The organism is Pseudomonas sp. S30 (assembly GCF_016518545.1).
Classification (GTDB): Bacteria; Pseudomonadota; Gammaproteobacteria; order Pseudomonadales; family Pseudomonadaceae; genus Aquipseudomonas.
In genome coordinates this window covers 23,299-47,568 of the sequence record NZ_JACVTO010000026.1, presented here as the reverse complement: position 1 = coordinate 47,568, position 24,270 = coordinate 23,299, and the positions used below count along the sequence as shown (strand labels likewise).

The 24,270-nt window shown below is 66.1% G+C and carries 28 protein-coding genes; 16 read left to right on the top strand and 12 right to left on the bottom strand.

Features of this window, described 5'->3' with window-relative positions:
- Positions 1-133: 133 nt before the first annotated feature.
- Together IAE34_RS22195 and IAE34_RS22190 are read right to left on the bottom strand one after the other, a co-directional pair.
- Entirely contained in the window at positions 134-820 is a 687-nt protein-coding gene (locus IAE34_RS22195; protein ID WP_200141103.1) for an LrgB family protein, read from the bottom strand.
- Positions 810-1,196: a CidA/LrgA family protein gene (locus IAE34_RS22190; protein WP_200141102.1), complete on the bottom strand. Its 387-nt coding sequence runs from the start codon at positions 1,194-1,196 to the stop codon at positions 810-812. The genes IAE34_RS22195 and IAE34_RS22190 overlap by 11 nt, the downstream gene beginning before the upstream one ends.
- A gap of 96 nt (positions 1,197-1,292) precedes the next feature.
- Between IAE34_RS22190 and IAE34_RS22185 the strand changes: the two genes are divergently transcribed.
- Complete coding sequence (locus IAE34_RS22185; RefSeq protein ID WP_200141101.1) at positions 1,293-2,186, top strand: LysR family transcriptional regulator; 894 nt, start codon at positions 1,293-1,295, stop codon at positions 2,184-2,186.
- Between the two features lie 3 nt (positions 2,187-2,189).
- Here the strand turns inward: IAE34_RS22185 and IAE34_RS22180 are convergent, their stop codons facing one another.
- Positions 2,190-2,645: a flavodoxin gene (locus tag IAE34_RS22180; protein ID WP_200141100.1), complete on the bottom strand. Its 456-nt coding sequence runs from the start codon at positions 2,643-2,645 to the stop codon at positions 2,190-2,192.
- Between the two features lie 122 nt (positions 2,646-2,767).
- Here IAE34_RS22180 and IAE34_RS22175 point away from each other — a divergent pair, with 122 nt between their 5' ends.
- Positions 2,768-3,184: a PAS domain-containing protein gene (locus IAE34_RS22175; protein ID WP_200141099.1), complete on the top strand. Its 417-nt coding sequence runs from the start codon at positions 2,768-2,770 to the stop codon at positions 3,182-3,184.
- An 88-nt stretch (positions 3,185-3,272) separates the two neighbouring features.
- Positions 3,273-3,887, top strand: a complete 615-nt coding sequence (locus IAE34_RS22170) for a hypothetical protein (protein WP_200141098.1) — start codon at positions 3,273-3,275, stop codon at positions 3,885-3,887.
- 51 nt (positions 3,888-3,938) lie between these two features.
- On the opposite strand, the gene IAE34_RS22165 is transcribed toward IAE34_RS22170, so the two are convergent.
- Positions 3,939-4,889 (bottom strand): MerR family transcriptional regulator, encoded by a 951-nt coding sequence (locus IAE34_RS22165; protein WP_200141097.1) that lies wholly within the window; start codon positions 4,887-4,889, stop codon positions 3,939-3,941.
- Positions 4,890-5,083: 194 nt separating this feature from the next.
- Between IAE34_RS22165 and folM the strand changes: the two genes are divergently transcribed.
- The 3 genes from folM to IAE34_RS22150 are packed head-to-tail and all read left to right on the top strand — an operon-like array spanning position 5,084 to position 6,416.
- Entirely contained in the window at positions 5,084-5,776 is a 693-nt protein-coding gene (gene folM, locus IAE34_RS22160) for a dihydromonapterin reductase (RefSeq protein WP_200141096.1), read from the top strand.
- Between the two features lie 9 nt (positions 5,777-5,785).
- Positions 5,786-6,082 carry a DUF1244 domain-containing protein gene (locus IAE34_RS22155; RefSeq protein ID WP_200141095.1) on the top strand — a complete coding sequence of 99 codons (297 nt, stop codon included), beginning with the start codon at positions 5,786-5,788 and terminating at the stop codon, positions 6,080-6,082.
- On the top strand, positions 6,075-6,416 hold the full coding sequence (locus IAE34_RS22150; RefSeq protein ID WP_200141094.1) for a HopJ type III effector protein: 342 nt from the start codon (positions 6,075-6,077) through the stop codon (positions 6,414-6,416). Before IAE34_RS22155 ends, IAE34_RS22150 begins: the two co-directional genes overlap by 8 nt.
- Before the next feature lie 23 nt (positions 6,417-6,439).
- On the opposite strand, the gene IAE34_RS22145 is transcribed toward IAE34_RS22150, so the two are convergent.
- From IAE34_RS22145 to IAE34_RS22125, 5 genes are all read right to left on the bottom strand, one after another.
- The gene (locus IAE34_RS22145) at positions 6,440-7,120 is read right to left on the bottom strand and encodes an N-acetyltransferase (RefSeq protein WP_200141093.1); all 681 of its coding nucleotides are present in this window, start codon (positions 7,118-7,120) and stop codon (positions 6,440-6,442) included.
- Positions 7,121-7,280: 160 nt separating this feature from the next.
- Positions 7,281-8,492: an enoyl-ACP reductase FabV gene (fabV, locus tag IAE34_RS22140; RefSeq protein ID WP_200141092.1), complete on the bottom strand. Its 1,212-nt coding sequence runs from the start codon at positions 8,490-8,492 to the stop codon at positions 7,281-7,283.
- A gap of 136 nt (positions 8,493-8,628) precedes the next feature.
- The gene (locus IAE34_RS22135) at positions 8,629-10,305 is read right to left on the bottom strand and encodes a phosphoethanolamine transferase (protein WP_200141091.1); all 1,677 of its coding nucleotides are present in this window, start codon (positions 10,303-10,305) and stop codon (positions 8,629-8,631) included.
- A 14-nt stretch (positions 10,306-10,319) separates the two neighbouring features.
- Positions 10,320-10,856 (bottom strand): cytochrome b/b6 domain-containing protein, encoded by a 537-nt coding sequence (locus tag IAE34_RS22130; RefSeq protein ID WP_200141090.1) that lies wholly within the window; start codon positions 10,854-10,856, stop codon positions 10,320-10,322.
- A complete protein-coding gene (locus IAE34_RS22125) occupies positions 10,856-11,122 on the bottom strand; it encodes a PepSY domain-containing protein (protein ID WP_200141089.1) in 267 nt (88 codons plus the stop codon). The genes IAE34_RS22130 and IAE34_RS22125 overlap by 1 nt, the downstream gene beginning before the upstream one ends.
- Positions 11,123-11,266: 144 nt before the next feature.
- Here IAE34_RS22125 and IAE34_RS22120 point away from each other — a divergent pair, with 144 nt between their 5' ends.
- The 6 genes from IAE34_RS22120 to IAE34_RS22095 all read left to right on the top strand — a co-directional run bounded on the left by IAE34_RS22120 (position 11,267) and on the right by IAE34_RS22095 (position 19,852).
- A complete protein-coding gene (locus tag IAE34_RS22120) occupies positions 11,267-11,932 on the top strand; it encodes a response regulator (protein ID WP_200141088.1) in 666 nt (221 codons plus the stop codon).
- Positions 11,929-13,278 carry an ATP-binding protein gene (locus IAE34_RS22115; RefSeq protein ID WP_200141087.1) on the top strand — a complete coding sequence of 450 codons (1,350 nt, stop codon included), beginning with the start codon at positions 11,929-11,931 and terminating at the stop codon, positions 13,276-13,278. Before IAE34_RS22120 ends, IAE34_RS22115 begins: the two co-directional genes overlap by 4 nt.
- Before the next feature lie 101 nt (positions 13,279-13,379).
- Positions 13,380-14,558, top strand: coding sequence for an acetyl-CoA C-acetyltransferase (locus IAE34_RS22110; RefSeq protein ID WP_200141086.1), 1,179 nt, complete (start codon positions 13,380-13,382; stop codon positions 14,556-14,558).
- A 139-nt stretch (positions 14,559-14,697) separates the two neighbouring features.
- Positions 14,698-16,191 (top strand): methylenetetrahydrofolate reductase C-terminal domain-containing protein, encoded by a 1,494-nt coding sequence (locus IAE34_RS22105; protein WP_200141085.1) that lies wholly within the window; start codon positions 14,698-14,700, stop codon positions 16,189-16,191.
- A gap of 93 nt (positions 16,192-16,284) precedes the next feature.
- Entirely contained in the window at positions 16,285-17,238 is a 954-nt protein-coding gene (locus IAE34_RS22100) for an arsenic resistance protein (protein ID WP_200141084.1), read from the top strand.
- 115 nt (positions 17,239-17,353) lie between these two features.
- Entirely contained in the window at positions 17,354-19,852 is a 2,499-nt protein-coding gene (locus tag IAE34_RS22095; RefSeq protein ID WP_442793241.1) for a PAS domain-containing protein, read from the top strand.
- On the opposite strand, the gene IAE34_RS22090 is transcribed toward IAE34_RS22095, so the two are convergent.
- The gene (locus IAE34_RS22090; RefSeq protein WP_200141083.1) at positions 19,849-20,178 is read right to left on the bottom strand and encodes a hypothetical protein; all 330 of its coding nucleotides are present in this window, start codon (positions 20,176-20,178) and stop codon (positions 19,849-19,851) included. The two genes, IAE34_RS22095 and IAE34_RS22090, sit on opposite strands and share 4 nt — an antisense overlap.
- 4 nt (positions 20,179-20,182) lie before the next feature.
- On the opposite strand from IAE34_RS22090, the gene IAE34_RS22085 reads away from it, so the two are divergent.
- Together IAE34_RS22085 and IAE34_RS22080 are read left to right on the top strand one after the other, a co-directional pair.
- Positions 20,183-20,728, top strand: coding sequence for a hypothetical protein (locus IAE34_RS22085; protein ID WP_233631302.1), 546 nt, complete (start codon positions 20,183-20,185; stop codon positions 20,726-20,728).
- 142 nt (positions 20,729-20,870) lie between these two features.
- Positions 20,871-21,656, top strand: coding sequence for an EAL domain-containing protein (locus IAE34_RS22080; protein ID WP_200141082.1), 786 nt, complete (start codon positions 20,871-20,873; stop codon positions 21,654-21,656).
- Positions 21,657-21,666: 10 nt separating this feature from the next.
- On the opposite strand, the gene IAE34_RS22075 is transcribed toward IAE34_RS22080, so the two are convergent.
- On the bottom strand, positions 21,667-22,002 hold the full coding sequence (locus IAE34_RS22075; RefSeq protein WP_200141081.1) for a DUF7716 domain-containing protein: 336 nt from the start codon (positions 22,000-22,002) through the stop codon (positions 21,667-21,669).
- Between the two features lie 22 nt (positions 22,003-22,024).
- Positions 22,025-22,378 (bottom strand): hypothetical protein, encoded by a 354-nt coding sequence (locus IAE34_RS22070; RefSeq protein WP_200141080.1) that lies wholly within the window; start codon positions 22,376-22,378, stop codon positions 22,025-22,027.
- 321 nt (positions 22,379-22,699) lie between these two features.
- On the opposite strand from IAE34_RS22070, the gene IAE34_RS22060 reads away from it, so the two are divergent.
- Complete coding sequence (locus tag IAE34_RS22060; protein ID WP_200141078.1) at positions 22,700-23,350, top strand: class I SAM-dependent methyltransferase; 651 nt, start codon at positions 22,700-22,702, stop codon at positions 23,348-23,350.
- A gap of 142 nt (positions 23,351-23,492) precedes the next feature.
- Complete coding sequence (locus IAE34_RS22055) at positions 23,493-24,227, top strand: hypothetical protein (RefSeq protein ID WP_200141077.1); 735 nt, start codon at positions 23,493-23,495, stop codon at positions 24,225-24,227.
- Positions 24,228-24,270 lie beyond the last annotated feature (43 nt).

Below are 24,270 nucleotides of genomic sequence, written 5' to 3'. Positions count from 1 at the left end.
AGGGCTGCGTTCATTGCACTGCACCTCGGCACTTGCTTGTGCTCTCTGTGTCGAGAGTCTAGTCACGCGCTCGGATGGCGAAACTCGCCTTGGCAGCCAGCTTGATGACCGTGCGGGACAGCGGCACGAACGGTCATAGCAGGTGCACCAGCAGCGGCGCGGCGAACAGGTTGAGCAAGCCGGTAAGGACCATCACCAGGCCGGCCACCGAACCTTCTTCGCCGCCCACTTCATGGGCGCGGCTGACCCCGGCGCCATGGGCGCCGACGCCGAACAGCGCACCCCGGGCCAGGGGGGTGCGCAGTGGCAGGTACTTGAGCAGCACGCCGCCGAACAACGCGCCGAGCACCCCGGTGAACAGCACGAACACCGCGGTCAGTTCCGGTACGCCACCCAGGTCGTGAGCCATCGGCATGGCGAATGGCGTGGTGATCGAGCGCGGCACCAGCGAACGGCTGACCGCATCGTCCAGCGCCAGCAGGTGCGCCAGGCCCCAGGAGCTGGCGATCGAAGCCAGGCTGCCGGCGAGCATGCCCAGCGACAGCGCAGGCCAGTGCCTGGCCAGCATGGCACGCTGTTGCCAGATCGGCACGGCGAACGCCACGGTCACCGGGCCGAGCACGCCGATCAGCCACTGGGTGTCTCGGGCGTACTCGGCATAGGCGGTATGCAAGGGCACGGCCACCGCCAGCAGCAGCGCTGGCACCAGCACCAGCGGCGACAGCAGGTAGCGCCCGGTGCGCGCATAGAGCCAGCGGCTGAACAGGTAGGCCAGCAGGGTCAGCGCCAGCCAGAACAGCGCCATGGGTTCAAGGCTCATGACGCAGGCTCCAGCGGCATACCCACTCCACCGTCGCGGCGGTGACCAGCATCACCACCAGGGTGCTCAAGGCGATCACCAGCAGGATCCGCCAACCGTCGCTGCGCAGCAGGCTGCCATAGTCCAGCAGGCTCATCAGCGCGGGAATGAAGAACAGCAGCATCTGCGCCATCAACCAGCCCGCACCGCGCTGGAGCGCACCAGGCTGCACCACACCGCTGGCGAACAGCAGCAACAACAGCGCCATGCCCATCACGCCGGGCGGGATCGGCCAGCCAAGCCGGGCCACCAGCCAGCCACCGATCAGGTACAGGACGAACAGCACGGCGACCTCGCCGACGAAGCGTAACCAGGGGGTGCAGCGCGCGACGATCATGATGGACTCCTCGACAGGCGCCCAGTGTAAAAAGCCGCTGCCCAGGCCAGAAGCGAATTGTTAGACTGCACACCATTCCATAATGGAATCCGGCACATGGAATTCAAGCAGTTGCGCAGCTTCATCGAGGTGGTCCACCGCGGTGGCTTTACCCAGGCCGCCTATACCTTGCATATCAGCCAATCGGCCGTCAGCAAGCAGGTGGCCCAACTGGAAGACGACCTGGGCCAGCCTCTGCTGGAGCGTCAGGGCTCGCAGCTGCACCTGACCGCCGCCGGCCGCATCGTGCTCGAACGCGGCGAGGCACTGCTGCGCCAGCGCCAGGAGTTGCTCACCGAGCTCGACGACCTCAGCCAACTGGCGCGGGGCGAATTGTGTCTGGGTCTGCCGGTGATCGGCGGCGAAGCCTTGTTCGCCGAGTTGTTCGCCGACTACCGGCGCCGCTACCCGAACATCCGCATTCAGCTGATCGAAGGGGGCAGCCGCATCATCGAGCAGGCAGTGCGCAGTGGCGAGCTGGAACTGGGGGGCTGCGTCACGCCGAGCGATCCGGCCTTCGCCTTCCAGCCGTTCTGCAACGAGCCGCTGGACGTCCTGCTGCCGCTCGATCACCCCTTGGCCAGCGGCCAGGGCGTCACGCTCCAGGCCCTGGCCGACACGCCATTCCTGCTGTACGAGCGCAGCTTCATGCTCAACGACAAACTGATCGCGGCCTGCCGGCAGGCCGGTTTCACGCCCAGGGAAGCGGGCCGCAGCGGCCAGGCGGATTTCCTCGCCGCCTTGGTGGCGGCAGGCCAGGGCGTGGTGCTGCTGCCCAGCGTGGTCGCCAGAGGCCTGCAACGCCCGGGCGTGGTGCGTCTGCCGCTGCTGGCTGCGGATGCTCTGCGCTGGGACATCGCCTTCATCTGGCGGCGCGAGGCCTACCTGTCACGGGCGGCCCAGGCCTGGCTGGCACTGGTGAAGGCATATGGACCTTCGCCGCCGGCCTGAGGCTCAGCCTTTGAGCCGCGCGGCCAGTTCCGCCAGCCAGGGCTCGGCATCGGTTTCAGGCGTCACCGTTTCGCTGGCGTCCAGGCGCAGCATCGGCTGCACCTCCCGCACGCCCAGCTCGGCGAACAGCTCGCGCATCTGCTCGCCGCCATCGCAGTAGGTGTCCCCGTAGCTGGCATCGCCCAGGGCGATCACCGCACCGGGCAGGCCGCGCCACTCACCCGGCAGCACATCACGGATACTCGCGTACAGCGGCATGAGGTTGTCCGGCAGCTCGCCCATGCCGGTGGTCGAGGTGACGACCAGCAGGGCCTGGGGGGCGAAGCCGCGCACATCGTCCAGGCTGGCCCGATCGGCGTACCAGGCCTCGAAACCTGCCGCCTGGAGCAGGGCGCGGGCATGACGTGCGACTTCTTCGGCGGTGCCGTACACCGAACCGGAAATGATGGCGATTTTCATCAGGAAGATTCCGAAACCGAGTAAAAGCGTAGGATACTAGCATCCTGCGCGCGCGTTCGACCGGGCGTTCGGCGCAGATAGGTAGATAGACAGCCTGTCTTGCCAAGCTAATGGATGGATTCATGATCAATGCGCAATTGCTGCTCGCCGTCATCGATGCATCCAACGATGGCATCGTGGTGGCCGAGCAAGAGGGCGAGGACACCATCCTCATCTACGTGAACGCTGCCTTCGAGCGCCTCACCGGCTATCCCCGGGAAGAGATCCTCTACCAGGACTGCCGGTTCCTCCAGGGTCAGGACCGCGACCAGCTCGCCCGCACCCGCGTGCGCAAGGCCATCGCCGAAGGCCGTGCCTGTCGCGAGGTGCTGCGCAACTACCGCAAGGACGGCAGCGCGTTCTGGAACGAGTTGTCCATTACGCCGGTGTACAACGAAGCGGACAGCCGCACCTACTTCATTGGCATTCAGAAAGACGTCAGTCGTCAGGTGGAACTGGAGCACGAGTTGGCCAGCCTGCGGGCTCGATTGGCCAAATGACCGTCCGTCCAGCTCTTTGAACCAAGTATTCTCGAACATGTCCATATCATGGGAAATTTTTCCAGAGACCTCCGAATCGAGCCAGTGCATGCAAGCCGACGCCCTCCTCACTCAGGATGAGCTGGATTTCATCCAGGACATGCAGCATGTCCCGCAACTGAACCAGGCCGATCCCAATGCGGTGCTGCAGGTCAATGGCGACCCGCGGCTGCAGCAATTGCTCACTCGTCTGGTCGCCAGCGAACAGGTCACGTTGCAGGCGCAGCTGGAGAATCAGCAGATCAGCATCCCGCTGCAACTGGTCGAGGACGAGTTCCACGCCGTGCACCTGCAACTGGGCTCACCGGAAATCTATGAAGAAGGCCCCAGGTTGCGGCCCTGGCGCTTTTCGATGGAGCAGCCGTCAGCGCTGCTCGACGCACAGGGTGAGCAGAGCGAGCTCTGGGTGCGCGACATTTCCTTCAGAGGGGTGCTGCTGGAAGTTCGCGACGAGCGGCCGCCGCCGGCACGCTTCGAGCTGTTCTTCGCCCCCGACGGGATCCAGCCGATCGCCCTGACCGGCACGTTGCGCCGCTGCATCGACACGCAACTGGCCGCCTACGACCTGGGCCGCAGCGCCATGGATGAAATCGACCGCCTGCGCGAATACATTCTCCAGGCCCATCCCCAGCTCAGGACTGCAGCCCCCAACGCCAGACCGTGAGGCCTGCGAGCGCGCCGCGGCAGCCCGCTGCAAGATCGTCGGCGCGCCACCTCAGCATTGCGTGAGATCGATCTGCCCGGCCAGGCCTTGCAGCAGACGCTGGCGCATCACCGGCCCTTCGCTGGCCAGCCAACCGATTGGCACGGCTGCCAGCCGATCTTGCGCCACATGTACGACCTCCCCGGCCAGCAACACTGGTCCCTCGATACGCTGCGCCAAGCGCGTCAGCCGCTTGCCCAGATCGCCATCGGGATAATGATTGTCGAACAGCACCAGCGCCTGTGCGCCCAGCCGTTCGCACACCAGAGCCAGCTCCTGCAGGGGTTGCCCGATCGCCAGTTGGGTGACCTGCACCTCGGCGCATTGCAGCGACAGGCCGGCCACCAGCAACTCCAGTTCCATGCAATGTGCCGACAACGGCGCCAGCACGATGTGCCAACGCGCAGGATGGCTGGGGGGCTGACGGCAGGCCAGCACCCGCAGGCGCAGGAACTGGTCGAAAAACAGCCACTCGCTATGTTCTCCATACCTGGCCTGGTGCAGACGCAGGGTGCGCCACAGCGGCAGCAGGACACGACCGAAGGCCTGCTCCACGCTCAGGCTGGCCGACAGTCGCTCCCACAGCCGCTCCAACGCCGCAACGTCGAACTGACGCACCGCCTCGCGCAGCGGCGGCCACCAGAGCGAAAGCTCGGCCGCGCCAGCGCCCACCCACGGCTGGGCGCCGGCGGCCTCGCGGCGAGCGATGAGGCTGCCGACCTTGCTCACCGACACCCCTCGGCCTATCCAGTCGAGAATGCAGGCGACGGTGTCGATGTCGGCTTGCGAATACAGGCGATGGCCACTGGCGGTACGAACCGGCTGGATGAGGCCGTAGCGGCGCTCCCAGGCGCGCAGGGTCACGGGGTTGACCCCTGTCAGGCGGGACACTTCACGGATCGGGAACAGCTGCCGATGAGCAGGCTCCAGGTCACTCGGCAGGCGGTCGGGCAGTGCGTTCATTCGCGTGACAACCTAGATCCTGGGTTCGAGCCTGGCATTCTACGCCTCGCGCGCCCTGTCGGGGGCGAGCCTCGACGACCGCCTGGCCGGAACTGCGCCTGGCGGGCTGGCCGCACGCCAGCAGGATGGCTCGCAAGCCGACGCAGTTCGGGTATGCTGGGCCCCGAACGAAGCGACGAACAGACTGCCCGCACATGAACAGCCCCATCCTCATCACCGGCGCCAGCCAGCGCGTCGGGCTGGCCCTGGCCCTGGCGCTGGCCGAGGCCGGCCATCTGGTCGTCAGCGCCAGCCGCAGCCTGCCCGTGCACACGCCGCACCCCAACATCCATCCGTTTCAGGCCGACCTCACCCGCGAGGCCGACCGCCAGGCCCTGATCGAGCACCTGCAGCAGCGCTACGATGGCCTGCGGGCGATCATCCACAACGCCTCGCTGTGGCTGGACGACAGCCTGGCCAACCTCGACACGCTGTTCCGCCTGCACGTCGAGGCGCCCTACCACCTCAACCTGGCACTGGGCGAACACCTGGCCCGGCTGGACAAGGCCGACATCATCCACATCTGCGACGAAACCTCCTCGCGCGGCAGCAAGAGCCACATCGGCTACGCCGCCACCAAGGCCGCCTTGCAGAACATGGTGCTGTCGTTCGCCGAAAAGTACGCGCCCCGGGTGCGCGTCAACGGTATCCTGCCCGGCCTGCTGATCCTCAAGGAAGGGGGTGACGAACGCTACCGCCAGCAGACCCTGAGCAAAGCCCTGCTGGAATTCGAACCCGGCGCCCAGCCGCTGATCGAGGCGGTGATGTTCCTGCTCGACAGCCAGTACAGCACCGGCAGCCAGGTGGTCATCAATGGTGGCCGCCATCTGAAGAACCGCATGATCTGAGGCCAGTCCATGACCGAGCAACAACAGCTTGAACTCCAGGCCGCCGCCTTCCGGCGCCTGGTCGATCATCTGCAGCAGCGCACCGACGTGCAGAACATCGACCTGATGAACCTCTCCGGCTTCTGCCGCAACTGCCTGTCCAAGTGGTACAAGGCCGCCGCCGACGAGCGCCAGCTCGACCTGAGCCTGGACGACGCCCGCGAGGCGGTCTACGGCATGCCCTATGCCGAGTGGAAGAGCCGCTACCAGAAAGACGCCAGCGCCGCGCAGCAAGCGGCGTTCGAACAAGGAAAACCCCGTGACTGACCTGAACACCCTGCGCCGCAGCCTCGCCAGCGGCGAACACGCCTTCGCCGACACCTTGGCCTTCATCGCGGCCCACTACCGCTACGCACCCCAGGCCTTCAGCAACGGCGGCGTGGAAAACGCCGCCGGACAGAACGAAGGCTCATGCAAGACCCTGGGCCTGGCTCTTCTTGAAGGCTTCAGCGACCAGGAAGCCCTGCTGGCTTTCGGCGAGCACTACCGCAGCGTGGTCGCTACCCCCGAGGGCAGCGACCACGGCAACATCCGCGCGCTCATCGCCCATGGCCTGCCCGGGGTGAGCTTCGCCGCACAGCCGCTGACCCGCCTCGCCTGAGTAACCCGGCCGCGGCGCTCGGTTCACGGCCGTGGCCGCGCCACTCCAGGGGTGCGCAGCGCGTCCAGGCGCGCCCCCTGGTAGCGCGTTTGCCGTGAGAACTTCCAGCGACCGAACAGCCCGTAGATATGCGTGACCCGCCCCTGCTCGCGGTAGCCCATGCGCACATGCATCTTCATGGCTGCAACGTTGTGCGTCTCCACCACGTCCACCAGGCTGCGGTAGCCCTTGGCGTGCATGAGCCGCCACATGTCCTCCTGCGCCGTAACCGACAGCTCGCTGCCGAAATAGCGCCGGGTCATCTCGCCACCGAACTGGAAATACTCGCCCGGCCCGACGGCGAAAGTGCAGCCGTAGTAATGGCGGTCGTGGTAGTCGCCGGTACTGGCCCAGACGAACGCCACGGCGTCCCCTCGTGCATCGAGGTACATCAGCCCGAGATGACCGTCGCGGGCCAGCTCGGCCATGGTCTGCACGCGATCGCCGAAGTAGGTGGCGAACGCCTGGACGTTGTCGGCCGTGATCAGAGTCCGGGTGACCGGGGGGTGCGCTCGCAGCCTGTGGGGCGGGGAAGGTGTGGTGAGGTCGCGCTCGGTCCAGAGCAGTTCCCAGTGAAAGAACACATGGCGCTCGAACAGTGTCCTGCACACGCGCTTGAAGCCTTTCTGGCGGATTCGCTGTTTTAGTCGTGCAAGTACACCCATGCCCACTCCATCGGCCACCTCAAGGTGAGCGGCCAGTAGCGGGTGTATAAATCAGGTGAGGGCAGGAAAGAATGGGTATGGCGAGGAAGTTGTTACAAATTATTGCTGATTGGACCGAAGGTCGCGCCACCCTGTTGCACGGCGGCGCGACCTGTCGCGTTTACAGCTCGACGCAGTCGAAGCGCACGTCGGTCGCCACATCCTGGTCGTAGTCGACATCGGCGCGTTCGAAACCGAACAGGTTGAGGAACTGCTTCTTGTAGCCGGCGTAGTCGGTCAGCTCGAACAGGTTCTCGGTGGTCACCTGCGGCCACATGGCCTTGCAGGCGTCCTGCACGTCATCGCGCAGTTCCCAGTCGTCCAGGCGCAGGCGCGCCTTCTCGTCGACCTCGGCCGGCGCGCCGTCGGCGCGGTACAGACGGTCACGGAACAGACGATCGAGCTGGTCCTGGGTGCCTTCGTGGACGCCCTTTTCCTGCATGATCTTGAACACCATCGACAGGTACAGCGGCATGACCGGGATGGCCGAGCTGGCCTGGGTCACCACCGACTTGAGCACCGCCACGTTGGCGCCACCCTTGACGTCTTCGGCCAGTTTGCGGTCCAGGCGCAGTGCGGTCTGGTCCAGGTCCTGCTTGGCCTGGCCCAGGGCGCCATGCCAGTAGATCGGCCAGGTGATCTCGGTACCGATGTAGCTGAAGGCCACGGTGCGGGCGCCTTCGGCCAGCACGTCGGCCTGGCCCAGGGCGTCCATCCACAGCTGCCAGTCCTGGCCGCCCATGACGGTGACGGTGTCGGCGATTTCCTGCTCGGTGGCCGGCTCGATGCTGGCCTCGATGATGGTGTCCTTGTTGGTGTCGATGGCGGTCGACTTGTACGGCTGGCCGATCGGCTTGAGCGCCGAACGCACCAGCTCACCGGTCTGCGGCAGCTTGCGCACCGGCGAGGCCAGGGAGTAGATGACCAGGTCGACCTTGCCGCCCATTTCGTTCTTGATCAGCTCGATGACCTTGGCCCGCGCTTCGTCGGAGAAGGCGTCACCGTTGATGGACTTGCTGTACAGGCCGTCGGCCTTGGCGAATTTGTCGAACGCGGCGGCGTTGTACCAGCCGGCGGTGCCGGCCTTGGTCTCGCTGCCCGGCTTTTCGAAGAACACGCCCAGGGTGTCGGCCTTGAAGCCGAAGGCGGCGGTGATGCGCGCGGCCAGGCCGTAGCCGCTGGAAGCGCCGATCACCAGGACTTTCTTGGGACCATCCTCGCGCACGCCCAGTTTGCGGGTGGCTTCGATCTGGTCACGGACGTTGAGCTCGCAGCCCTTGGGATGAGTCGTGGTGCAGATGAAACCGCGTACCTTGGGATGAATGATGGCCAATGTCTGTACCTCGTCAGGTTTATGCTGGGGAAGCGCCGTCGAGGGCGATTCCGTTCGATCAGGGGATGAGACTATCCCCGCAGGTCATCCGACACATATTACGGAGTGCCTGCGCGAGATGCCATGCTCGCCCCCTTCAGGAACCGCAGCCCTGGAGATGCCCGCGGCTCAGCCATTGGCTCAGTTGCAGGGGTGGCAGGTGCACCAGCCCGGCCTCGGTTTCGCACACCGGCTGGATGAAGTTGTCGCTGAACAACAGCTTGCCGTGCACGAAATGCTCGTTTTCGCGCAGGTTGGGATTGTCGATGCGCGTGCCCAGCCGGGCGGCCAGCCACTTGCCGATTTGGTAATGACTGATCCAGCGCTGCGGCGCCAGCGAGTCCAGCGGCTGCGCCGGCGCATCGCGGCTGATGACGATCATCGGCACATCGCTGACCTCGGGCACCAGGTCGTTGTGGCCCCATTTGCCGTCCTCTCCCAGGCGCTGGCCGTGGTCGCCAGTGATCACCAGGTAGCGCTCGCCTTCGAGTCGCTCGAACCGCGCGATCAGCTCTTCGAGCAACCCGTCCAGGTAGTGGATGGAGTTGTCGTAGGCGTTGGCCTGCGCCTGGGCGCCGGTATCTGGCCAGGGCCTGTCGCCGCTCTGACGTGCGTAGTTCTGGGCGTAGGGCAGGTGCGCGGTGCGCAGGTTGAGGACGACGAAATTGCGCTCGGCGAACCGCTGCCGGTCGAGGATCTCCAGCAGGGCGTGGTCCTGGCGCTTGAGAAACCGTAAGGGGTGATCCTCACGGGTGATCGAGACGTCCAGGTAGCGGCTGCCCAGATGCGTCAGCAAGCGTGACTCCTGGGAGGAAATCCAGTGCGTGCGCATGCCGGCCTGGCGGGCGAAGCGGAACAGGTTGATCTGTCCCTCGCGCAGCAGGTGGTCCTGGCCCGGCTCGCGGATCGGGTTGAGCAGGTAGGGCAGGCTCACGTCGGTGGCCACGCCCGCCGCCACGCCAGGGCGCACCAGCGCACTGGGATGCTCGCGCAAATAGGCCTGCAGCCTGGGCGTGGTCTGCCGCGCATAGCCATACACGCCCATGCGCTCGCTGCGCAGCGAGTCGGCCACCACCAGCCAGACATGCCGGGCGCTGCTGGGAATCGGGCTCAGGGCGTAGGGTGCGAACGGCGCCTGCGGCAGGCGCTTTTCGCTGCGCAGGGCCAGGCGCACGGCCCAGGCCGAATAGGCGTTGAGGCTGTTGTGCAGGCTGCTGCGCGAGGGCCCCGGGGTGAAGGAGTCGAGGTTGCGGTAGGTGGCCCGGTACGGCTTGGCCAGCAGCACCAGGGCGATGAGCACCAGCGCCCAGCGGCTGGCAGGCAGGCTCACCCGCCCAGGGAGACGCCAGTGCAAGGCGATCAGCAGACTGTAGGGCAGCAGCACGCTGAATGCGGCGTGCCAGTGTTCGCCCAGGCTGTGCCAGGCCGTCTGCGCCACCTCGCCCGGCTCGCGCAGCAGGCTGCGGATGTCAATGGCGCTCAGCGGCTCGCCGAAGAAGCTGATATTGGCCAGTTGCAGCAATTGCATGCCGGCGAACAGACCCAGAATCGCCACCACCAGCGCCCGTACGTTGCACAGCCACAGCGCCAGGCAGAACGCCCACAGGCCGATCACCCAGCCCGCCTCCAGCTCGGCGCGGTTCTGGGCGCCGAACTGTTGCTGGATGAAATCGTCGGCCAGCAGCAACACGCAACTCAGGCTGGCCAAGGCCAGCAGGCGCAGCCAGGCGGCGACGCGGTCGTCGCGGCGCAGGAAGGTCAGGAACATCGGCATGGCAGGTCTCGCGATCAGGAGTCTTCAGGCAGGCGGCGGCGCCCGGTGAGCATGGACAGCGGCAGGTTCTCGCGCAGGCGCAGGCTCTCGACGACGGCGGCCAGCAGGTGCACGCCGACCAGTACCAGCAGCCCGTCGGCCAGCCAGGCATGCAGCGTCTGCGGCCAATCCTCGCCCCACAGGGCGTCCACTTCGCGCATCAGAAAACCGCTGAGGCCAAGGCCGCCGATGCAGCCGAGCATCAGCAGCATCACCAGCGCCCCGATCGGCGAATGGCCCAGGCGGTGATGGGGCTGGCCTCGGACCAGCGCCCTGGCATGCGCTGCCAGGCGAGCGGGTGTCGGCCAGAAATCGGTCCAGCGCGCACTGCGTGGGCCGATGAAGCCCCAGACCAGCCGCAGCACCAGGCAGCCGAGCACGTAATAACCCAGCCAGCGGTGCCAGCGCTCGCCCGCCTCGGTGAAGAAGTAATTGGCGAAGAACACCGTGGCGAACGACAGGTGGCACAGGCGCAGCAACGGGTCCCACAAACGCACGCTGGCCGCGGACATCAGTCCTGGATCTCGGTCTTCACCGCCTGGCCGGACACCGGATCGTGGTAGATCTCGACCTTGCGCCCGTCCTTGTCGAACCCGTAGATCTCGTAGCAGTTGCCCTGGGTGACCTTGAACTTGCTGATCCTGTAGCCTTGCGCCTTCAACTGGCTCTGGAAGGCGTCGGGGTCCTGCCAGGTGGACTTGTCGGCGGTGGTGCACTGGGTGGCGGCGAAGGTGGCGCTGCTGCCCAGCAGCAGGGCGAGGGCGAGGAAGGTACGCATGGCATCGAGCTCCGTTCGGGAAAGTGAACGGCACGATGGCGGACCAAGCTTAATGCCAGCTTAGGATGTCATCAGCGGTTACATTTCACTGAATCAAACCCCGTGCACAAGCCCCATCATGGCGCCCTACCTGGAGACCCTGGCATGCGAGTCCTACTCGTCGAAGACGATCAGTCCCTGGCGCACGGCATTCGCAGCGCCTTGCGCGGTGAAGGCTATACCCTCGACTGGCTGGCCGACGGCCTGAGCGCCGCCACCGCCCTGCGCAGCGAGCGCTTCGACCTGGTGCTGCTGGACCTGGGCCTGCCGCGCTGCGATGGTCTGAGCCTGTTGCGAGAGCTGCGCGCGCGTGCCGATGGCGATGTACCGGTGCTGATCCTCACCGTCCGGGACGCGACCGCCGACCGCATCCTGGGCCTGGATGCCGGCGCCGACGACTACCTGGTCAAGCCCATCGACGTCGACGAACTCAAGGCGCGCATCCGCGCGTTGCTGCGCCGCAGCCAGGGTCGGGCGCAGCCACTGATCGAGCATGCCGGGGTGAGCCTGGACCCGGCGCGGCGCACGGTGCACTACCACAACGCACCGGTGGTGCTGACGCCGATGGAGTTCCAGTTGCTGCACCAGTTGCTGGCCCGTCCCGGCACGGTGATGACCCGCGAGCGGCTGGCCGACGGGCTGTATGGCTGGCAGCCCGGGGGGCCGGGCAACACCCTGGAAGTGCTGGTGCACAACCTGCGACGCAAGCTCGACGCCAGCGTGATCCGCACGGTGCGCGGGGTCGGCTACCTGATCGAGGGCACGCCATGATCGCGATGCGCACACGCATCCTGCTGCCCACCCTGCTGCTGGTGGTCATCGGCAGCCTCGGGCTGGTGCTCAGCGTGCTGCGGGACAACCACCGGGAAATCGAGAACGTCTATGACGCGCAACTGGTGCAGGCCGCACGGGTGCTCCAGGGCCTGCTTGGGCAGATGCCGGCCGAGGCGCACTGGCCGGACATCCGTCAGGCCCTGGACCAGGCCATGGACCAGTCCGGCGAGGCGTTGCTCAGCCACCCGTACGAGATCAACCTGGCATTCCAGGTGTGGCGCAGCGACGGCGCGCTGCTGATGCGCTCGGCCGACGCCCCGGTGCTGGAAACGCCACCCGCACCAGGCATCCATGACCTGCTGTACCAGGGCCAGGACTGGTGCGGCGTGCTGCTCCAGGACCGCGAGCGCGGCCTGTCGATCTGGGTGGGCGAGCGCGACGACCTGCGCCAGGGCCTGATCCAGCGCATCGCCGACCAGGCCCTGGCCCCGGCGCTGATCGGCATTCCGACCCTCGCTCTGCTCATCTGGCTGCTGCTGGGCTGGGGACTCTCGCCGCTGCGCCGCCTGACCCGCCACCTGCGCGCGCGGCCGCTGGACAGCCTCGATCCCTTGCCCAGCGCCGAGCTGCCCCCCGAACTGGCGCCCATGGCACGGGCCTTGAACCACCAGTTGCTGCAACTCACCCGCCTGCTCGAACGCGAACGCCGGTTCATCGCCGACGCCGCCCACGAATTACGCACGCCGCTGGCGGTGCTGGCGATCCATGCCAGCAATGCCCGCCGTGCGCCGGACGCCCCTGCCCGCGACGAGGCCCTGGGGTTGCTCGAACAAGGCGTGACCCGCGCTACTCGGCTGGCCAGCCAGTTGCTGACCATGGCGCGCCTGGAGCCGCTGACTCAGACCCGCCAGCCCCTGCTTCTGGATGCCCTGGCTCGTGAAGAACTGGCCGAGCTGACGCCCCTGGCGCTGCGCCGTCAAGTGGAACTGGTATTGGACGAAGAGGGGCCGAGTCCGATCCACGCCGACCCCACGGCCATGACCGTGATGCTGCAGAACCTGGTGGGCAACGCCCTGCAGTTCAGCCCGCCCGGCAGCGAGGTCACCGTGATCCTGCGCCACGAGGACAGCTGCACGGTGTTGCAGGTGCTGGATCAGGGCCCAGGCGTGCAGCCCGGCGCGCTGGCACGGCTCAGCGACCGGTTCTACAGTGCCGGCAATCCTTCGGGCGCTGGCCTGGGGCTGGCAATCGTGGCGCTGGTCGTCGATCAGTTGGGCGGTGCACTGGAATTCTTCAACCGCACGGAGGGCGGATTCGGCGTGCGGGTGCAGGTGCCCCGCTGATTCATTTGCAAAGCCGATCAATCCTGAAGAAAAACAAACTTCTCAAATCAGCGCCCGCCAGGGATGCTGTGCCGATCGCTCACCTCTTGCGGAGAACAACAATGAACGAAGTCGCCATCGTCGCCGCCACCCGCACCGCCATCGGCGGTTTCCAGGGGGCCCTCGCCAGCGTCTCGGCCGTCGACCTGGGCGCTGCAGTGATCGCTCGCCTGCTGGCGCAGACCGGGCTGGACCCGGCGCAGGTCGACGAGGTGATTCTCGGCCAGGTGCTCACCGCGGGCGCCGGGCAGAACCCGGCCCGCCAGGCCGCCGTGAAAGCGGGCCTGCCCCATGCAGTGCCGGCGCTGACCCTGAACAAGGTCTGCGGCTCGGGCCTGAAGGCGGTGCACCTGGCGGCCCAGGCCATCCGCTGCGGCGACGCCGAGGTGGTGATCGCCGGCGGGCAGGAGAGCATGAGCCTGGCGCCCTATGTGCTGCCGTCGGCGCGCAGCGGCCAGCGCATGGGCCATGGCCAACTGGTCGACAGCATGATCACCGACGGCCTGTGGGACGCCTTCAACGACTACCACATGGGCATCACGGCCGAGAACCTGGTGGATAAGTACGCCATCTCCCGCCAGGCCCAGGACGCCTTCGCCGCCGAGTCCCAGCGCAAGGCGGTGGCGGCCATCGAGGCCGGGCGCTTCAAGGACGAGATCACCCCCATCCAGATTCCCCAGCGCAAGGGCGAGCCCCAGGTGTTCGATACCGACGAGCAGCCGCGCGCCGGCACCACCGCCGAATCCCTGGGCAAGCTGCGCGCGGCGTTCAAGGCCGACGGCAGCGTCACCGCCGGCAACGCGTCGAGCCTCAACGACGGCGCTGCGGCGGTGCTGCTGATGAGCGTGGCCAAGGCCCAGGCCCTGGGCCTGCCGGTGCTGGCCAGGATCAGCGGCTACGCCAGCGCGGGCGTGGATCCGGCGATCATGGGCATCGGCCCGGTTTCGGCCACCCGCCGCTGCCTGGACAAGGCCGGCTGGCAGCTGGCCGACCTGGACCTGATCGAAGCCAACGAGGCCTTCGCGGCCCAGGCGCTGGCCGTGGGCCATGAACTGGGCTGGGACACGCAGAAGGTCAACGTCAACGGCGGCGCCATCGCCCTGGGCCACCCGATCGGCGCCTCGGGTTGCCGGGTGCTGGTGACCCTGCTGCACGAGATGATCAGGCGCGATGCACACAAAGGGCTGGCCACCTTGTGCATCGGCGGGGGCCAGGGCGTGGCGCTGGCGATCGAGCGCTGAGCGGCGCACCACGCGCGATCGGCCAGCCGCCACCCGGCCACGGACGTGTCTGTTCCAGAGTGATGGCGTACGCATCCAGACAAGCCGCCGGGCGCGCGCTCGGCGACACTGTCGGCCTGCCCGCCCCCGGTGATGCCCCATGACCCTGCTCAGACACGCCCTGCACGACCGCACCTTCGTCTGCGTCATGGAGTTCGTGCCCAAGCCTTCCGCCCAGCGCTTCGCCGCCCTGGCCAGCATCATGGCGCGTGAGCGGCTGTGCGACTGGCCGCTGGCGGTATCGATCGGCGACCGGGTCGCCAGTGCGCTGGACATGTCGCCGCTGGAGGCGTGCCAGAGCTTCGAGACGCCGGTGCCGACCTTGCTGCACTTCTCCGGCAAGGATCGCGAGCGCACGGAATTGCTCGCCCAGTTGCAGCGCATGGACGCTGCCGGCCTGGACCAACTGCTGGTGCTGACCGGCGACCGACTGCCAGGCCATACCCCTGGGCAGCGTCCGGTGCGTTACCTGGAGTCGGTCGCGGCCTTGCAGATCGTGCGCCAGGCGCGCCCGGAGTGGCTGCTCGGCGCGGCGCTCAATCCCTTCAAGTACTGCGAGGAAGAAGGTGGCGCCCAGTACTTCAAGGCCGAAAAGAAGCTCGCCGCTGGGGCCGACTTCTTCATCCTGCAACTGGGCTTCGATTTTCAGAAGTACCGCGAGGCCATGGCCTGGATGCAGCGCCAGCCCGCCCCCCGGCCCATGCTCGCCTGCATCATGGCCCTGACCGATGGCCGCGCCGCCATGCTCGAGCATGTCGCCGGGGTGACCGTGAGCCCGGCCATGCGCGCGGTACTCGCCGCCGAGGCCGCAGTGTCCAAGGCATTCGCCCACCAGCGTGGCCTGGACCGTCTGGCCTTGCAGATCATCGGCCTGCGCCTGCTGGGGTACGCCGGCATCAACCTGTCCGGGGTGCACACCCTGGAGCAGTTCCTGGCCCTGGAGCAGGCCCTGCACGTCTGGTCGCCGCGCGTGCAGTCGCTCGCGCAGTGGCAGTCGGCCTGGGAGCAGGCCTGGCAGATGGACGGTGTGGCACCGGTGAGCTTTCATCCGCCGGCCCACCATTGGCAGTACGGCCAGCGGGAGGTGCAGGCGTCATTCGCCGAGCAGGCGCGCTATCGTCTGTTGTCGGCGGTGCACCACCGGTTGTTCGACCGCAAGACGCTGCTGAGCAAGATGTTCGGCTGGAGCGTGCGTCGGCCGCTGTGGTCGACGCCAGCGGCGGCGCGCCTGCTACACGCCGTGGAGCGCAGCCTGAAGCGACCGGTGGTCGGCTGCGACACTTGCGGACAATGCCGCCTCGAAGACACCTTGTACCACTGCCCCGAAACCTGCCCCAAGGGCCTGGCCAACGGCCCCTGCGGCGGAACGCAGTTGAACCGCTGCGAGTTCGGCGACCGCGAATGCATTCATAGCCGCAAGTACCGCACGGCCGTGACGGTCAATCAGACCGAGGCGCTGCGCGACCGGCTGATTCCCTGCGTGGAGGTCGGTAACCGCCACCGCAGTTCCTGGCCGCAATGGTTCGACGAGACGGCTGTCGATCAGTCAGGCAGCCTGGCGCCGCAGCGAGCGCTGACCAAGGTGCAGTCCTGAGTGCCCGCGGCACGCTGAACCCTCCCGCCCTGGCACCACAGCTGTCATCATCGTCCCTCACTCTGCCTCTGCCATCGCTCCCAGGACGCCCGCGTGACCCGTGATCAACTCGAAACCCGGCAAATCCCCCTGTACCTCGTCACGGTCGTGGCGGCCATCGCTCTTGGCCTGCTCGCCCCACGCGTCGGCGACCGCCTGGAAACACTGGTCACCCCCGCCATCGCCGTGCTGATGTACGCCATGTTCCTGCAGATTCCTTTTCTCGACCTGCGCCAGAGCCTCGCCAATCGACGCTTCATCGCCGCCTTACTGCTGGCCAACTTCGTGCTGGTGCCGCTGCTGGTGTGGGCCATCACTCGTCCGCTGACGGCGCACCCGGCACTGCTGATCGGCGCGCTGCTGGTGCTGCTCACCCCTTGCATCGACTACGTGGTGGTGTTCACCCACCTGGGCCGAGGCGACGCACGGTCGACCCTGGCCGCCACTCCGCTGCTGCTGGTGTTGCAACTGCTCTTGCTGCCACTCTATCTGTCGCTGATGCTCGACGATGGCCATGACGTGGCACTTTCTGTCGCGCCGTTCGTCGAAGCCTTCGTGCTGCTGATCGTCCTGCCGCTGGCCCTGGCCGTGCTCAGTCACCTGGGCGCACGCCGGGCAAGGCCGATCGAGCGCTGGTGCACGGCCTGGGGCTGGATGCCCGTGCCAGCGATGGCACTGGTGCTGCTGGCCGTGATCGGCTCGCAGATCGCCACGCTGGCCCAGGACGCCGCGCGCCTGCTGCCGCTGCTGCCGGTGTACCTCGGCTTCATGCTGATCGCGCCCTGCCTGGGCTGGGGCTGCGCCCGGCTGTTGCAGCTGCCGGTCGAGGCGTCGCGCTCGGTGAGCTTCAGCGCCGCCACTCGCAACTCGCTGGTGGTGCTGCCGCTGGCCCTGGCGCTGCCCGAGGAGCTGCGGGCGCTCGCCGCAGCAGCCGTGATCTGCCAGACGCTGGTCGAGCTGCTCGGCGAACTGATCTACATACGCCTGATCCCCACGCTGGTGCGCTAGGCCGCACCGAGTCGCAAGGCCGGGCAAACTGCTATCATCGATGAGCCTGCCGTGAGTGCTTCAAGTGAAAACCACCGTGAACGATCTGACCCGCGAACAACTTGAAGCCGAGGTGCTGCGCCTGCGCGAGGCCCTGGCCACGGCCGGCATGGACATCGAGCACCTGGACGAGACCAAGGAGCGTTATCGCCTGGCGGCCAAGGCCACCAACGACGCGATCTGGGACTGGGACCTGGTGTGCAATCACGTGCAGTGGAACGACGCCCTCGAACAGGCCTACGGCCATTCGCCGGCGCAGATCTTGGCCACCGGCGAGTGGTGGTTCGAGCATATCCACCCCGATGACCGGGCAAGGGTTCACACCTCCATCCATGCCGTGATCGACGGCGAGGGCAGCGCCTGGAGCGACGAGTACCGCTTCCTGCGTGCAGACGGCTCCTTTTCCGACGTCCTCGACCGCGGTCATGTCATCCGTAACGCCCAGGGTCAGGCGGTGCGCATGATCGGCGCCATGCTCGACCTCACCCACACCCGTTCCGCCGCCACCGCCCTGCGCAAGAGCGAGGAGCGCTTTCGCACCATCGTCGAAACCATCGAGACGGCCTTCGCCATCGTCGAAGTGAAGTTCGACGAACAGGACGAACCGGTCGACTATCGCTTCATCGAGGTCAACCCGGCGTTCGAGCGCGAATCGGGGGTGAACCTGCGCGGCAAGTGGGTCACCGAGTACGCGCCAGACCTGGAGAGCTTCTGGTTCCAGACCTACGGCCGCGTCGCCAAGACCCGCGAGCCTGCCAACTTCGAGAACTACGCCGAAGCCTTCGGCCGCTGGTTCGACGTGCGCGCCGTGCCCGTCGGCGATCCGAGCGAACGGCAGATCGGCATCTTCTTCAACGACGTCACCGCACGGCGCAGCGCCCAGGAACGGTTGCGCGAAAGCGAGGAGCTGGCGCGCTCGAACATCGAGCGGGTGCAACTGGCCCTGGCGGCCGGGGCGATCATCGGCACCTGGCACTGGGACCTGCCCAGCGACTGTTTCACCGTCGACACGGCCTTCGCCCAGGCGTTCGGCCTGGACCCGACGCTGGGGCGCACCGGTCTCAGCCTGGAGCAGGTGATCACCACCGTGCACCCGGACGACCGCGCCGGGCTGATCGCCGCCATCGACGATGCCATCGGTCGCGGCGGCGCCTACGCCCACCAGTATCGAGTGCGCCGTGCCAACGGCTGCTACTACTGGCTGGAGGCCAACGGCCGGGTCGACTACGCCGACGGCAAGCCCAAGGACTTCCCCGGCGTGCTCATCGACGTGGAAGACCGCCGCACCCTGGAGGCCGAGCGCGACCGCGCCACCTCTGCCTTGCGTGCACTCAACGACACCCTGGAACAGCGCGTGGCCGAGCGCACCGCCGAGCTGATGCAGGCGGAAGAGAAACTGCGTCAGTCGCAGAAGATGGAGGCCGTGGGGCAGCTCACCGGCGGCCTGGCCCACGACTTCAACAACCTGCTCACTGGCATCTCCGGCTCTCTGGAGTTCATGAGCACGCGTCTGGCCCAGGGTCGCCTCACCGATCTGGACAAGTACATCGGTGCGGCCCAGGGCGCCGCCCGGCGCGCCGCCGCCCTCACCCACCGGCTGCTGGCCTTCTCCCGGCGCCAGACGCTCGACCCGCAGCCCACCGACGTGAATGCGTTGATCATGGGCATGACCGACCTGATCCAGCGCACCGTCGGCCCGGCCATCAGCATCGAGACCCACGGTGCCAGCCTCTGCTGGCCAGCACGGGTGGACCCCAGCCAGCTGGAAAACGCCCTGCTCAACCTGTGCATCAACGCTCGCGACGCCATGCCCGATGGCGGTCGCATGCGCATCGAAACCGCCAACCGCTGGATCGACCAGGCCACCGCGCGCACCCTGGACCTGGTCGAGGGGCAGTACCTGTCGCTCAGCGTGAGCGACACCGGCACCGGCATGAGCCCGGACGTGGTGGCCAAGGCTTTCGATCCGTTCTTCACCACCAAACCCCTCGGCCAGGGCACCGGGCTTGGCCTGTCGATGATCTACGGGTTCGCCAAGCAGTCGGGCGGCCAGGTGCGCATGCAGTCGCAGGTGGGCATCGGCACCGAGGTGTGCATCTTCCTACCGCGCCATGTGGGCGGCGTCGACGATCAGCCGGCCCACGACGAACAGCCCCATGACGTTGCCTCCCGCGCGGGCCAGACGATCCTCATCGTCGACGACGAACCGACCATCCGCATGCTGCTCACCGACGTGCTCCGGGACCAGGGTTACGCGGTGATCGAGGCGGCCGACAGTGTCGCCGGGCTCAAGGTGCTGCGCTCGGACGTGCACATCGACCTGCTGATCACCGACGTCGGCCTGCCCGGCGGCATGAATGGCCGGCAGATGGCCGACGCCGGCCGCGAGATTCGCCCCGGCCTGGGCATCCTGTTCATCACCGGTTACGCCGAGAGCGCGGCCATTGGCGACGGCCAGCTGGAGGCCGGCATGCAGGTGCTGACCAAGCCCTTCGCCGTCGACGACCTGGCAGCACGGGTGCGCACGGCGCTGGGCGAAGCAGACGACGCTCCGGCCGGCACGGACGTCGCCTAGAGCCGGGCCACCAGCGCAGCCTCCAGCCCGGCCAGCGGCACCGCTGGCCCCTCTTCGATGCGTGCCTGGGCGCTGGCGCAATCGACCCACACCTGGAACTGCGCCGGTCGATGATCGCCCGGATACCGGCGCAAGCGCAGGTGCACCTGGGTCGCATCGAGCCAGTGGGCCTGGTCGAGCGACCAGCGTGGATCGGCGAAGCTCAGCAGCACCGCCAGCGACTGCCGTTGCACCACACTGGGCGTATGCACCCACTGCGAAGCGCGCGCTTCCCACACCGTCAGTTGGATGAAATAGGCGCCAGTCGGTGAATCGATGGTTTCCATCGGTATGCTCCTGTCGTTACTCTCGGTACTCTTCATTCTTCGAGCCCCTGCGATGCGCCGCTTCTTCATTCCGCTGCTGCTGACCCTGGCCAGCACGCTGGCCCAGGCCGACACTCCGCTTCCCGCTGCCTGGACCCTCAAGGACCAGTTCGACGCGCCCTACACCCTCGACCCGGCCACTCGCGTGGTCCTGGTCGCCCGCAGCCACGCCACGGCGAACCTGGTGAACAGTGCCGTGGAGCATACCCAGCCAGGCTACCTGGAGGCACGCGGCGTGGTCTTCGTCGCCGATATCGCCCGTGTGCCGGGCCTGATACTCACGTTCCTGGTGCCGAACATGCGCTCGGCCAACTACCGCATCCTGCTGGACCGTGACGGTCAGGTGGCCGAGCGCTATGCGGGCGATCGCGAAACCGTGCAGTGGCTGGACATGGACCAGGGCCAGGTGGTCGGCGAACGTCACTTCCAGGACCTGGCCACCCTGCGTCAGGCGCTGGCCTCGCTGGTGCCGCCCGTGGGTGCCCAGGCGCGTGCCGTAACGCACCCATGAAGGCTATTGTTCAGTCGAACCCGGCACGTCTTCGACGAGCGATGGTCCAACCAACGACCGAGATCGATCCCGCCCTTGGCGCCGCTGGCGCCGGGCGCCACCCGAGCGGCCGACATTCGAGCACTCACCCGGAGGAGGCGCCATGAGCCAGCCTGTATTCCCCCAACCCTTCGAGGCCATCGGCTGTTCCCAGTGCCGTAATCTGCAGAGCCTGGATTTCGAGATCACCATGGCCTTCCAACCCATCGTCCACGTGCCCACCGGCAAGCCGTTCGCCTATGAGGCGCTGGTGCGCGGGGTGAACGGTGAAGGCGCCGGCGAGATCCTGGCCAAGGTCTCGGCCGACAACATGTACCGTTTCGATCAGGCCTGCCGGGTCAAGGCCATCGAGCAGGCGTCCGCCCTGGGCCTGAACCGCCTGGACGACTGCAAGCTGAGCATCAACTTCCTGCCCAACGCCGTGTACCGCGCCAGCACTTGCATCCGCGCCACCCTGGAGGCCACCCGCACCTTCGATTTCCCTGCCGACAAGCTGATCTTCGAAGTCACCGAGGGCGAACGCATCGACGACCCCGAGCACCTCAAGTCGATCTTCGCCGAGTACAGCCGCCAGGGTTTCAGCACCGCCATCGACGACTTCGGCTCGGGCTATTCGGGCCTGAACCTGCTGGCCGAATTCCAGCCCGATGTGCTCAAGCTGGACATGGCCCTCACCCGTCGCATCAGCAAGGATCCGGTGCGCCAGGCCATAGTCGCCGGCATCGTTCTGGTGGCCCTGCGCCTGGGCATCACCCTGGTGGCCGAGGGCATCGAGACCCAGGCCGAGTGCGATGCCCTGTCCGGGCTTGGCGTAGAGCTGATGCAGGGGTATCTGTTCGCGCGACCGCAGGTGAATGCCTTGCCCCTGGTCGAGCGGCTGCGCGGTTGAGTCGCCTCGCCTAGATCTCGAGGAACGTGTCGTGATGCTGATAGTGGTTCAGCGCCCTGACGTAGTCCTCAGGCCGTGCATCGGGCTTGCGCTGCGCCAGCACCCAGACCACATCGGCCAATTGCTGACCTGAATACAGGTAACTCAAACCCTCGCGCTGCACAGCGGCGGGATACACCTCACTGTCATCCTCGACGTCCGGATAAGCCGCGATGAAATAGCGCCGCGCAAGGTCCAGGTCGCTCTCGTCATCGCCATACAGGCAGAAGTGGTCACCCTGCTCCATCTGCGTGCGAATTTCATCGATGAGCTCGGCCAAGCCGTAGTACTGGTTCAGATTCAGCATGGGATTGCTCCTCGGGCGCTTGTCATGATCGATGTGCAGAGACGATCAGCGAATTGTCGTCGACCGAAAACGCACTCGCCTGCAACGCCTGGCAAAGCCTCGCCAGCCGTGCCTGTATCTCGTCGAAGGCATCATCGGACCAGGCCTGGCCGAATCGCAACGCCAGATGAAGCGAGGTCACCGGATCGCCTGCCAGGCTGGCTTCGAGGGTGAAGATTTCGCCATGGGCGAAAAAACCGTCCAGGCAACCGGGAAACACATCGCTCAACGCGGCGGCGACGAACGCCTCGCTGCCCATGTCGAGCACTTCGTCGAGGTTTTGAAGATCTTCGACGTCCAAGGAGGCGGGCTTGAGAAGGATGATGTCATGGCTCATGCAAATGAGGTCCTGCAATGCTCGCTTCTGCGATAGGAATATGAAAGTCGGCCAGCGCGGACGGGGACGGCAATAGGCATCTGCGGCCTCTGCAGGGGCTGACGCGAACCGAAAAACGATCGCGAGGCGGCCATGTCGGCCCGTCACGTTGGCACAACACAGCGGTAAAGTGCTCTGGCAACTTGCACGGGAAGGAGGATTTCATTCCTCACCTTTGCTCACGGACGACGGTTATCTGGTAATAGGCTCACATCGCAATGCCGTCCACGTCTACCAATGGCTGCCAGAGCCAGAATGAATGCTTGCGAGCAGGAGAATGAAATGAGTCACCAACTGGAAGTCGAAGCGCTCTTCGATGAATGGGCAGTAGAAGATGGCGCTGTGGATATGGCTCGTGAACATTGGGCGCGGGTCGAGCCGGTCCTTTCCACGATAGCGGTCAGCGACGGTCGTTATCTGGAAATTGGCCCGGGCAACGGTTATGCGCTCGAGTATATGGCCAGGTCGAAGTTTTCCAGTGGTCATGTCTGCGCCGTGGAGCTCAGCCGGGAGATGGCCAGCATCAGTGCCAGGAGGGTGCAGGATCTGGACAATGTCGTGATCGACATCGGTAGCTTTCAGGCATGGCAAGCACCCGATGGCATGAAGTTCGAGCTGATCTTCTCCATGGAGGTGTTCTACTATTTTCAGGACATCAGCGCTGCCATACAGAAAGCCGCCGACCTACTGACGCCGGCCGGTGAGTTGATCGTCATGGTGGACTATTACGAGGAAAGCGAGGCATCACGCGACTGGTCACAGGAGTTGGGCGTGACGCTCACGCGCTGGCCACAGGGCCGCTATCTCGAGGCATTCAAAGCAGCAGGCTTGCATCAGGTGACACAGCAGATCCAATACGGCGGCGTCCAGGAACATGGCCTGACCTTGTGTACGCGAGGGAAGAAAGGCCAGCCGGAACAGGTGGGTGTGTAGCCGAGCACATGACGTATGCCTTGATCAGCCATCTTGAATCAGCGAGGAATCGGTAGTGATATCGCGCTTGGATCATATCGTCTCTCGGATATCGACCAACCAGCACGCTGACACCATGGAACGGTTGACACGCGCAGGATTCATGAAGCACATCCGATGCGTCGAGCATGTCGACGGCCGAGTCAGCACGTTCTTCAGGCTCTGCGGGGGCTACCTGGAATTGTGCACGGACGATGAACACCCAGCGGATCCTTGCTCGATCTGGCTATGTTCAACTGATTTACCCAGAGCCCTCCAATGCGCCCAGGTTGTGGGCGGTGAGCCGCTACATATAGTGGAGCAAGCGCCAACAGGAGACGATGAACCCGCCTGGCTGATCGCTCACTTGCCGACTTTTCGCCAAGACGGAGCAAGCGTATCACTGATCCAGTATCTGCGAGGCACCGGAGCAGACCTGTCGCCGCGCATGCCGCAAAACGGCTTGTTTGCGATCATCGGCGTCTCGCTTCGTACAGAACAGCCAGAGCAGGAACGACTTCACTACCTCTCCAGTCTCGGCACGCTGGAAGGAATCACGCCATCGGATCACGGCAGATTTTTCATCGGCCATCAATGGCTGGATTTCTCAGGCCACCTCGGACTCGACTACGATGGGCCATTGCGCCTGGACCGAGCGTGCTGCCAGGTGCACATGGCAACGGTCGACCTGGATCGAACAGTATCGATGCTAACGGATGCGGAATTCGTGGTGGATAGGGTCCCGGGCATGGGTGTAGTCGCCCAACTGCAATGCGTACCCACTCTATGCCTTGTGCTGCGCACGGGCCTGGACCCGGCATGGCATCGGTTACAGCTGCTGGCGCGCAATCGGTTGTGAATGTCCGCCCTACCCATTCGAAGTGATGGAACGCACATGTTCA

Excerpts from the sequence above, each read along its gene's own strand:
- IAE34_RS22125 (WP_200141089.1), bottom strand. The coding sequence starts at position 11,122 with ATGCGTACCTTCCTCGCCCTCGCCCTGCTGCTGGGCAGCAGCGCCACC.
- IAE34_RS22090 (WP_200141083.1), bottom strand. The coding sequence starts at position 20,178 with ATGGAAACCATCGATTCACCGACTGGCGCCTATTTCATCCAACTGACG.
- IAE34_RS22080 (WP_200141082.1), top strand. The coding sequence starts at position 20,871 with ATGAGCCAGCCTGTATTCCCCCAACCCTTCGAGGCCATCGGCTGTTCC.
- IAE34_RS22075 (WP_200141081.1), bottom strand. The coding sequence starts at position 22,002 with ATGCTGAATCTGAACCAGTACTACGGCTTGGCCGAGCTCATCGATGAA.
- IAE34_RS22085 (WP_233631302.1), top strand. The coding sequence starts at position 20,183 with ATGCTCCTGTCGTTACTCTCGGTACTCTTCATTCTTCGAGCCCCTGCG.
- IAE34_RS22055 (WP_200141077.1), top strand. The coding sequence starts at position 23,493 with ATGAAGCACATCCGATGCGTCGAGCATGTCGACGGCCGAGTCAGCACG.
- IAE34_RS22110 (WP_200141086.1), top strand. The coding sequence starts at position 13,380 with ATGAACGAAGTCGCCATCGTCGCCGCCACCCGCACCGCCATCGGCGGT.
- IAE34_RS22195 (WP_200141103.1), bottom strand. The coding sequence starts at position 820 with ATGAGCCTTGAACCCATGGCGCTGTTCTGGCTGGCGCTGACCCTGCTG.
- IAE34_RS22175 (WP_200141099.1), top strand. The coding sequence starts at position 2,768 with ATGATCAATGCGCAATTGCTGCTCGCCGTCATCGATGCATCCAACGAT.
- IAE34_RS22170 (WP_200141098.1), top strand. The coding sequence starts at position 3,273 with ATGCAAGCCGACGCCCTCCTCACTCAGGATGAGCTGGATTTCATCCAG.
- IAE34_RS22115 (WP_200141087.1), top strand. The coding sequence starts at position 11,929 with ATGATCGCGATGCGCACACGCATCCTGCTGCCCACCCTGCTGCTGGTG.
- IAE34_RS22120 (WP_200141088.1), top strand. The coding sequence starts at position 11,267 with ATGCGAGTCCTACTCGTCGAAGACGATCAGTCCCTGGCGCACGGCATT.
- IAE34_RS22060 (WP_200141078.1), top strand. The coding sequence starts at position 22,700 with ATGAGTCACCAACTGGAAGTCGAAGCGCTCTTCGATGAATGGGCAGTA.
- IAE34_RS22185 (WP_200141101.1), top strand. The coding sequence starts at position 1,293 with ATGGAATTCAAGCAGTTGCGCAGCTTCATCGAGGTGGTCCACCGCGGT.
- IAE34_RS22180 (WP_200141100.1), bottom strand. The coding sequence starts at position 2,645 with ATGAAAATCGCCATCATTTCCGGTTCGGTGTACGGCACCGCCGAAGAA.
- folM (WP_200141096.1), top strand. The coding sequence starts at position 5,084 with ATGAACAGCCCCATCCTCATCACCGGCGCCAGCCAGCGCGTCGGGCTG.
- IAE34_RS22135 (WP_200141091.1), bottom strand. The coding sequence starts at position 10,305 with ATGCCGATGTTCCTGACCTTCCTGCGCCGCGACGACCGCGTCGCCGCC.
- IAE34_RS22155 (WP_200141095.1), top strand. The coding sequence starts at position 5,786 with ATGACCGAGCAACAACAGCTTGAACTCCAGGCCGCCGCCTTCCGGCGC.
- IAE34_RS22190 (WP_200141102.1), bottom strand. The coding sequence starts at position 1,196 with ATGATCGTCGCGCGCTGCACCCCCTGGTTACGCTTCGTCGGCGAGGTC.
- IAE34_RS22070 (WP_200141080.1), bottom strand. The coding sequence starts at position 22,378 with ATGAGCCATGACATCATCCTTCTCAAGCCCGCCTCCTTGGACGTCGAA.
- IAE34_RS22105 (WP_200141085.1), top strand. The coding sequence starts at position 14,698 with ATGACCCTGCTCAGACACGCCCTGCACGACCGCACCTTCGTCTGCGTC.
- IAE34_RS22130 (WP_200141090.1), bottom strand. The coding sequence starts at position 10,856 with ATGTCCGCGGCCAGCGTGCGTTTGTGGGACCCGTTGCTGCGCCTGTGC.
- IAE34_RS22165 (WP_200141097.1), bottom strand. The coding sequence starts at position 4,889 with ATGAACGCACTGCCCGACCGCCTGCCGAGTGACCTGGAGCCTGCTCAT.
- IAE34_RS22145 (WP_200141093.1), bottom strand. The coding sequence starts at position 7,120 with ATGGGTGTACTTGCACGACTAAAACAGCGAATCCGCCAGAAAGGCTTC.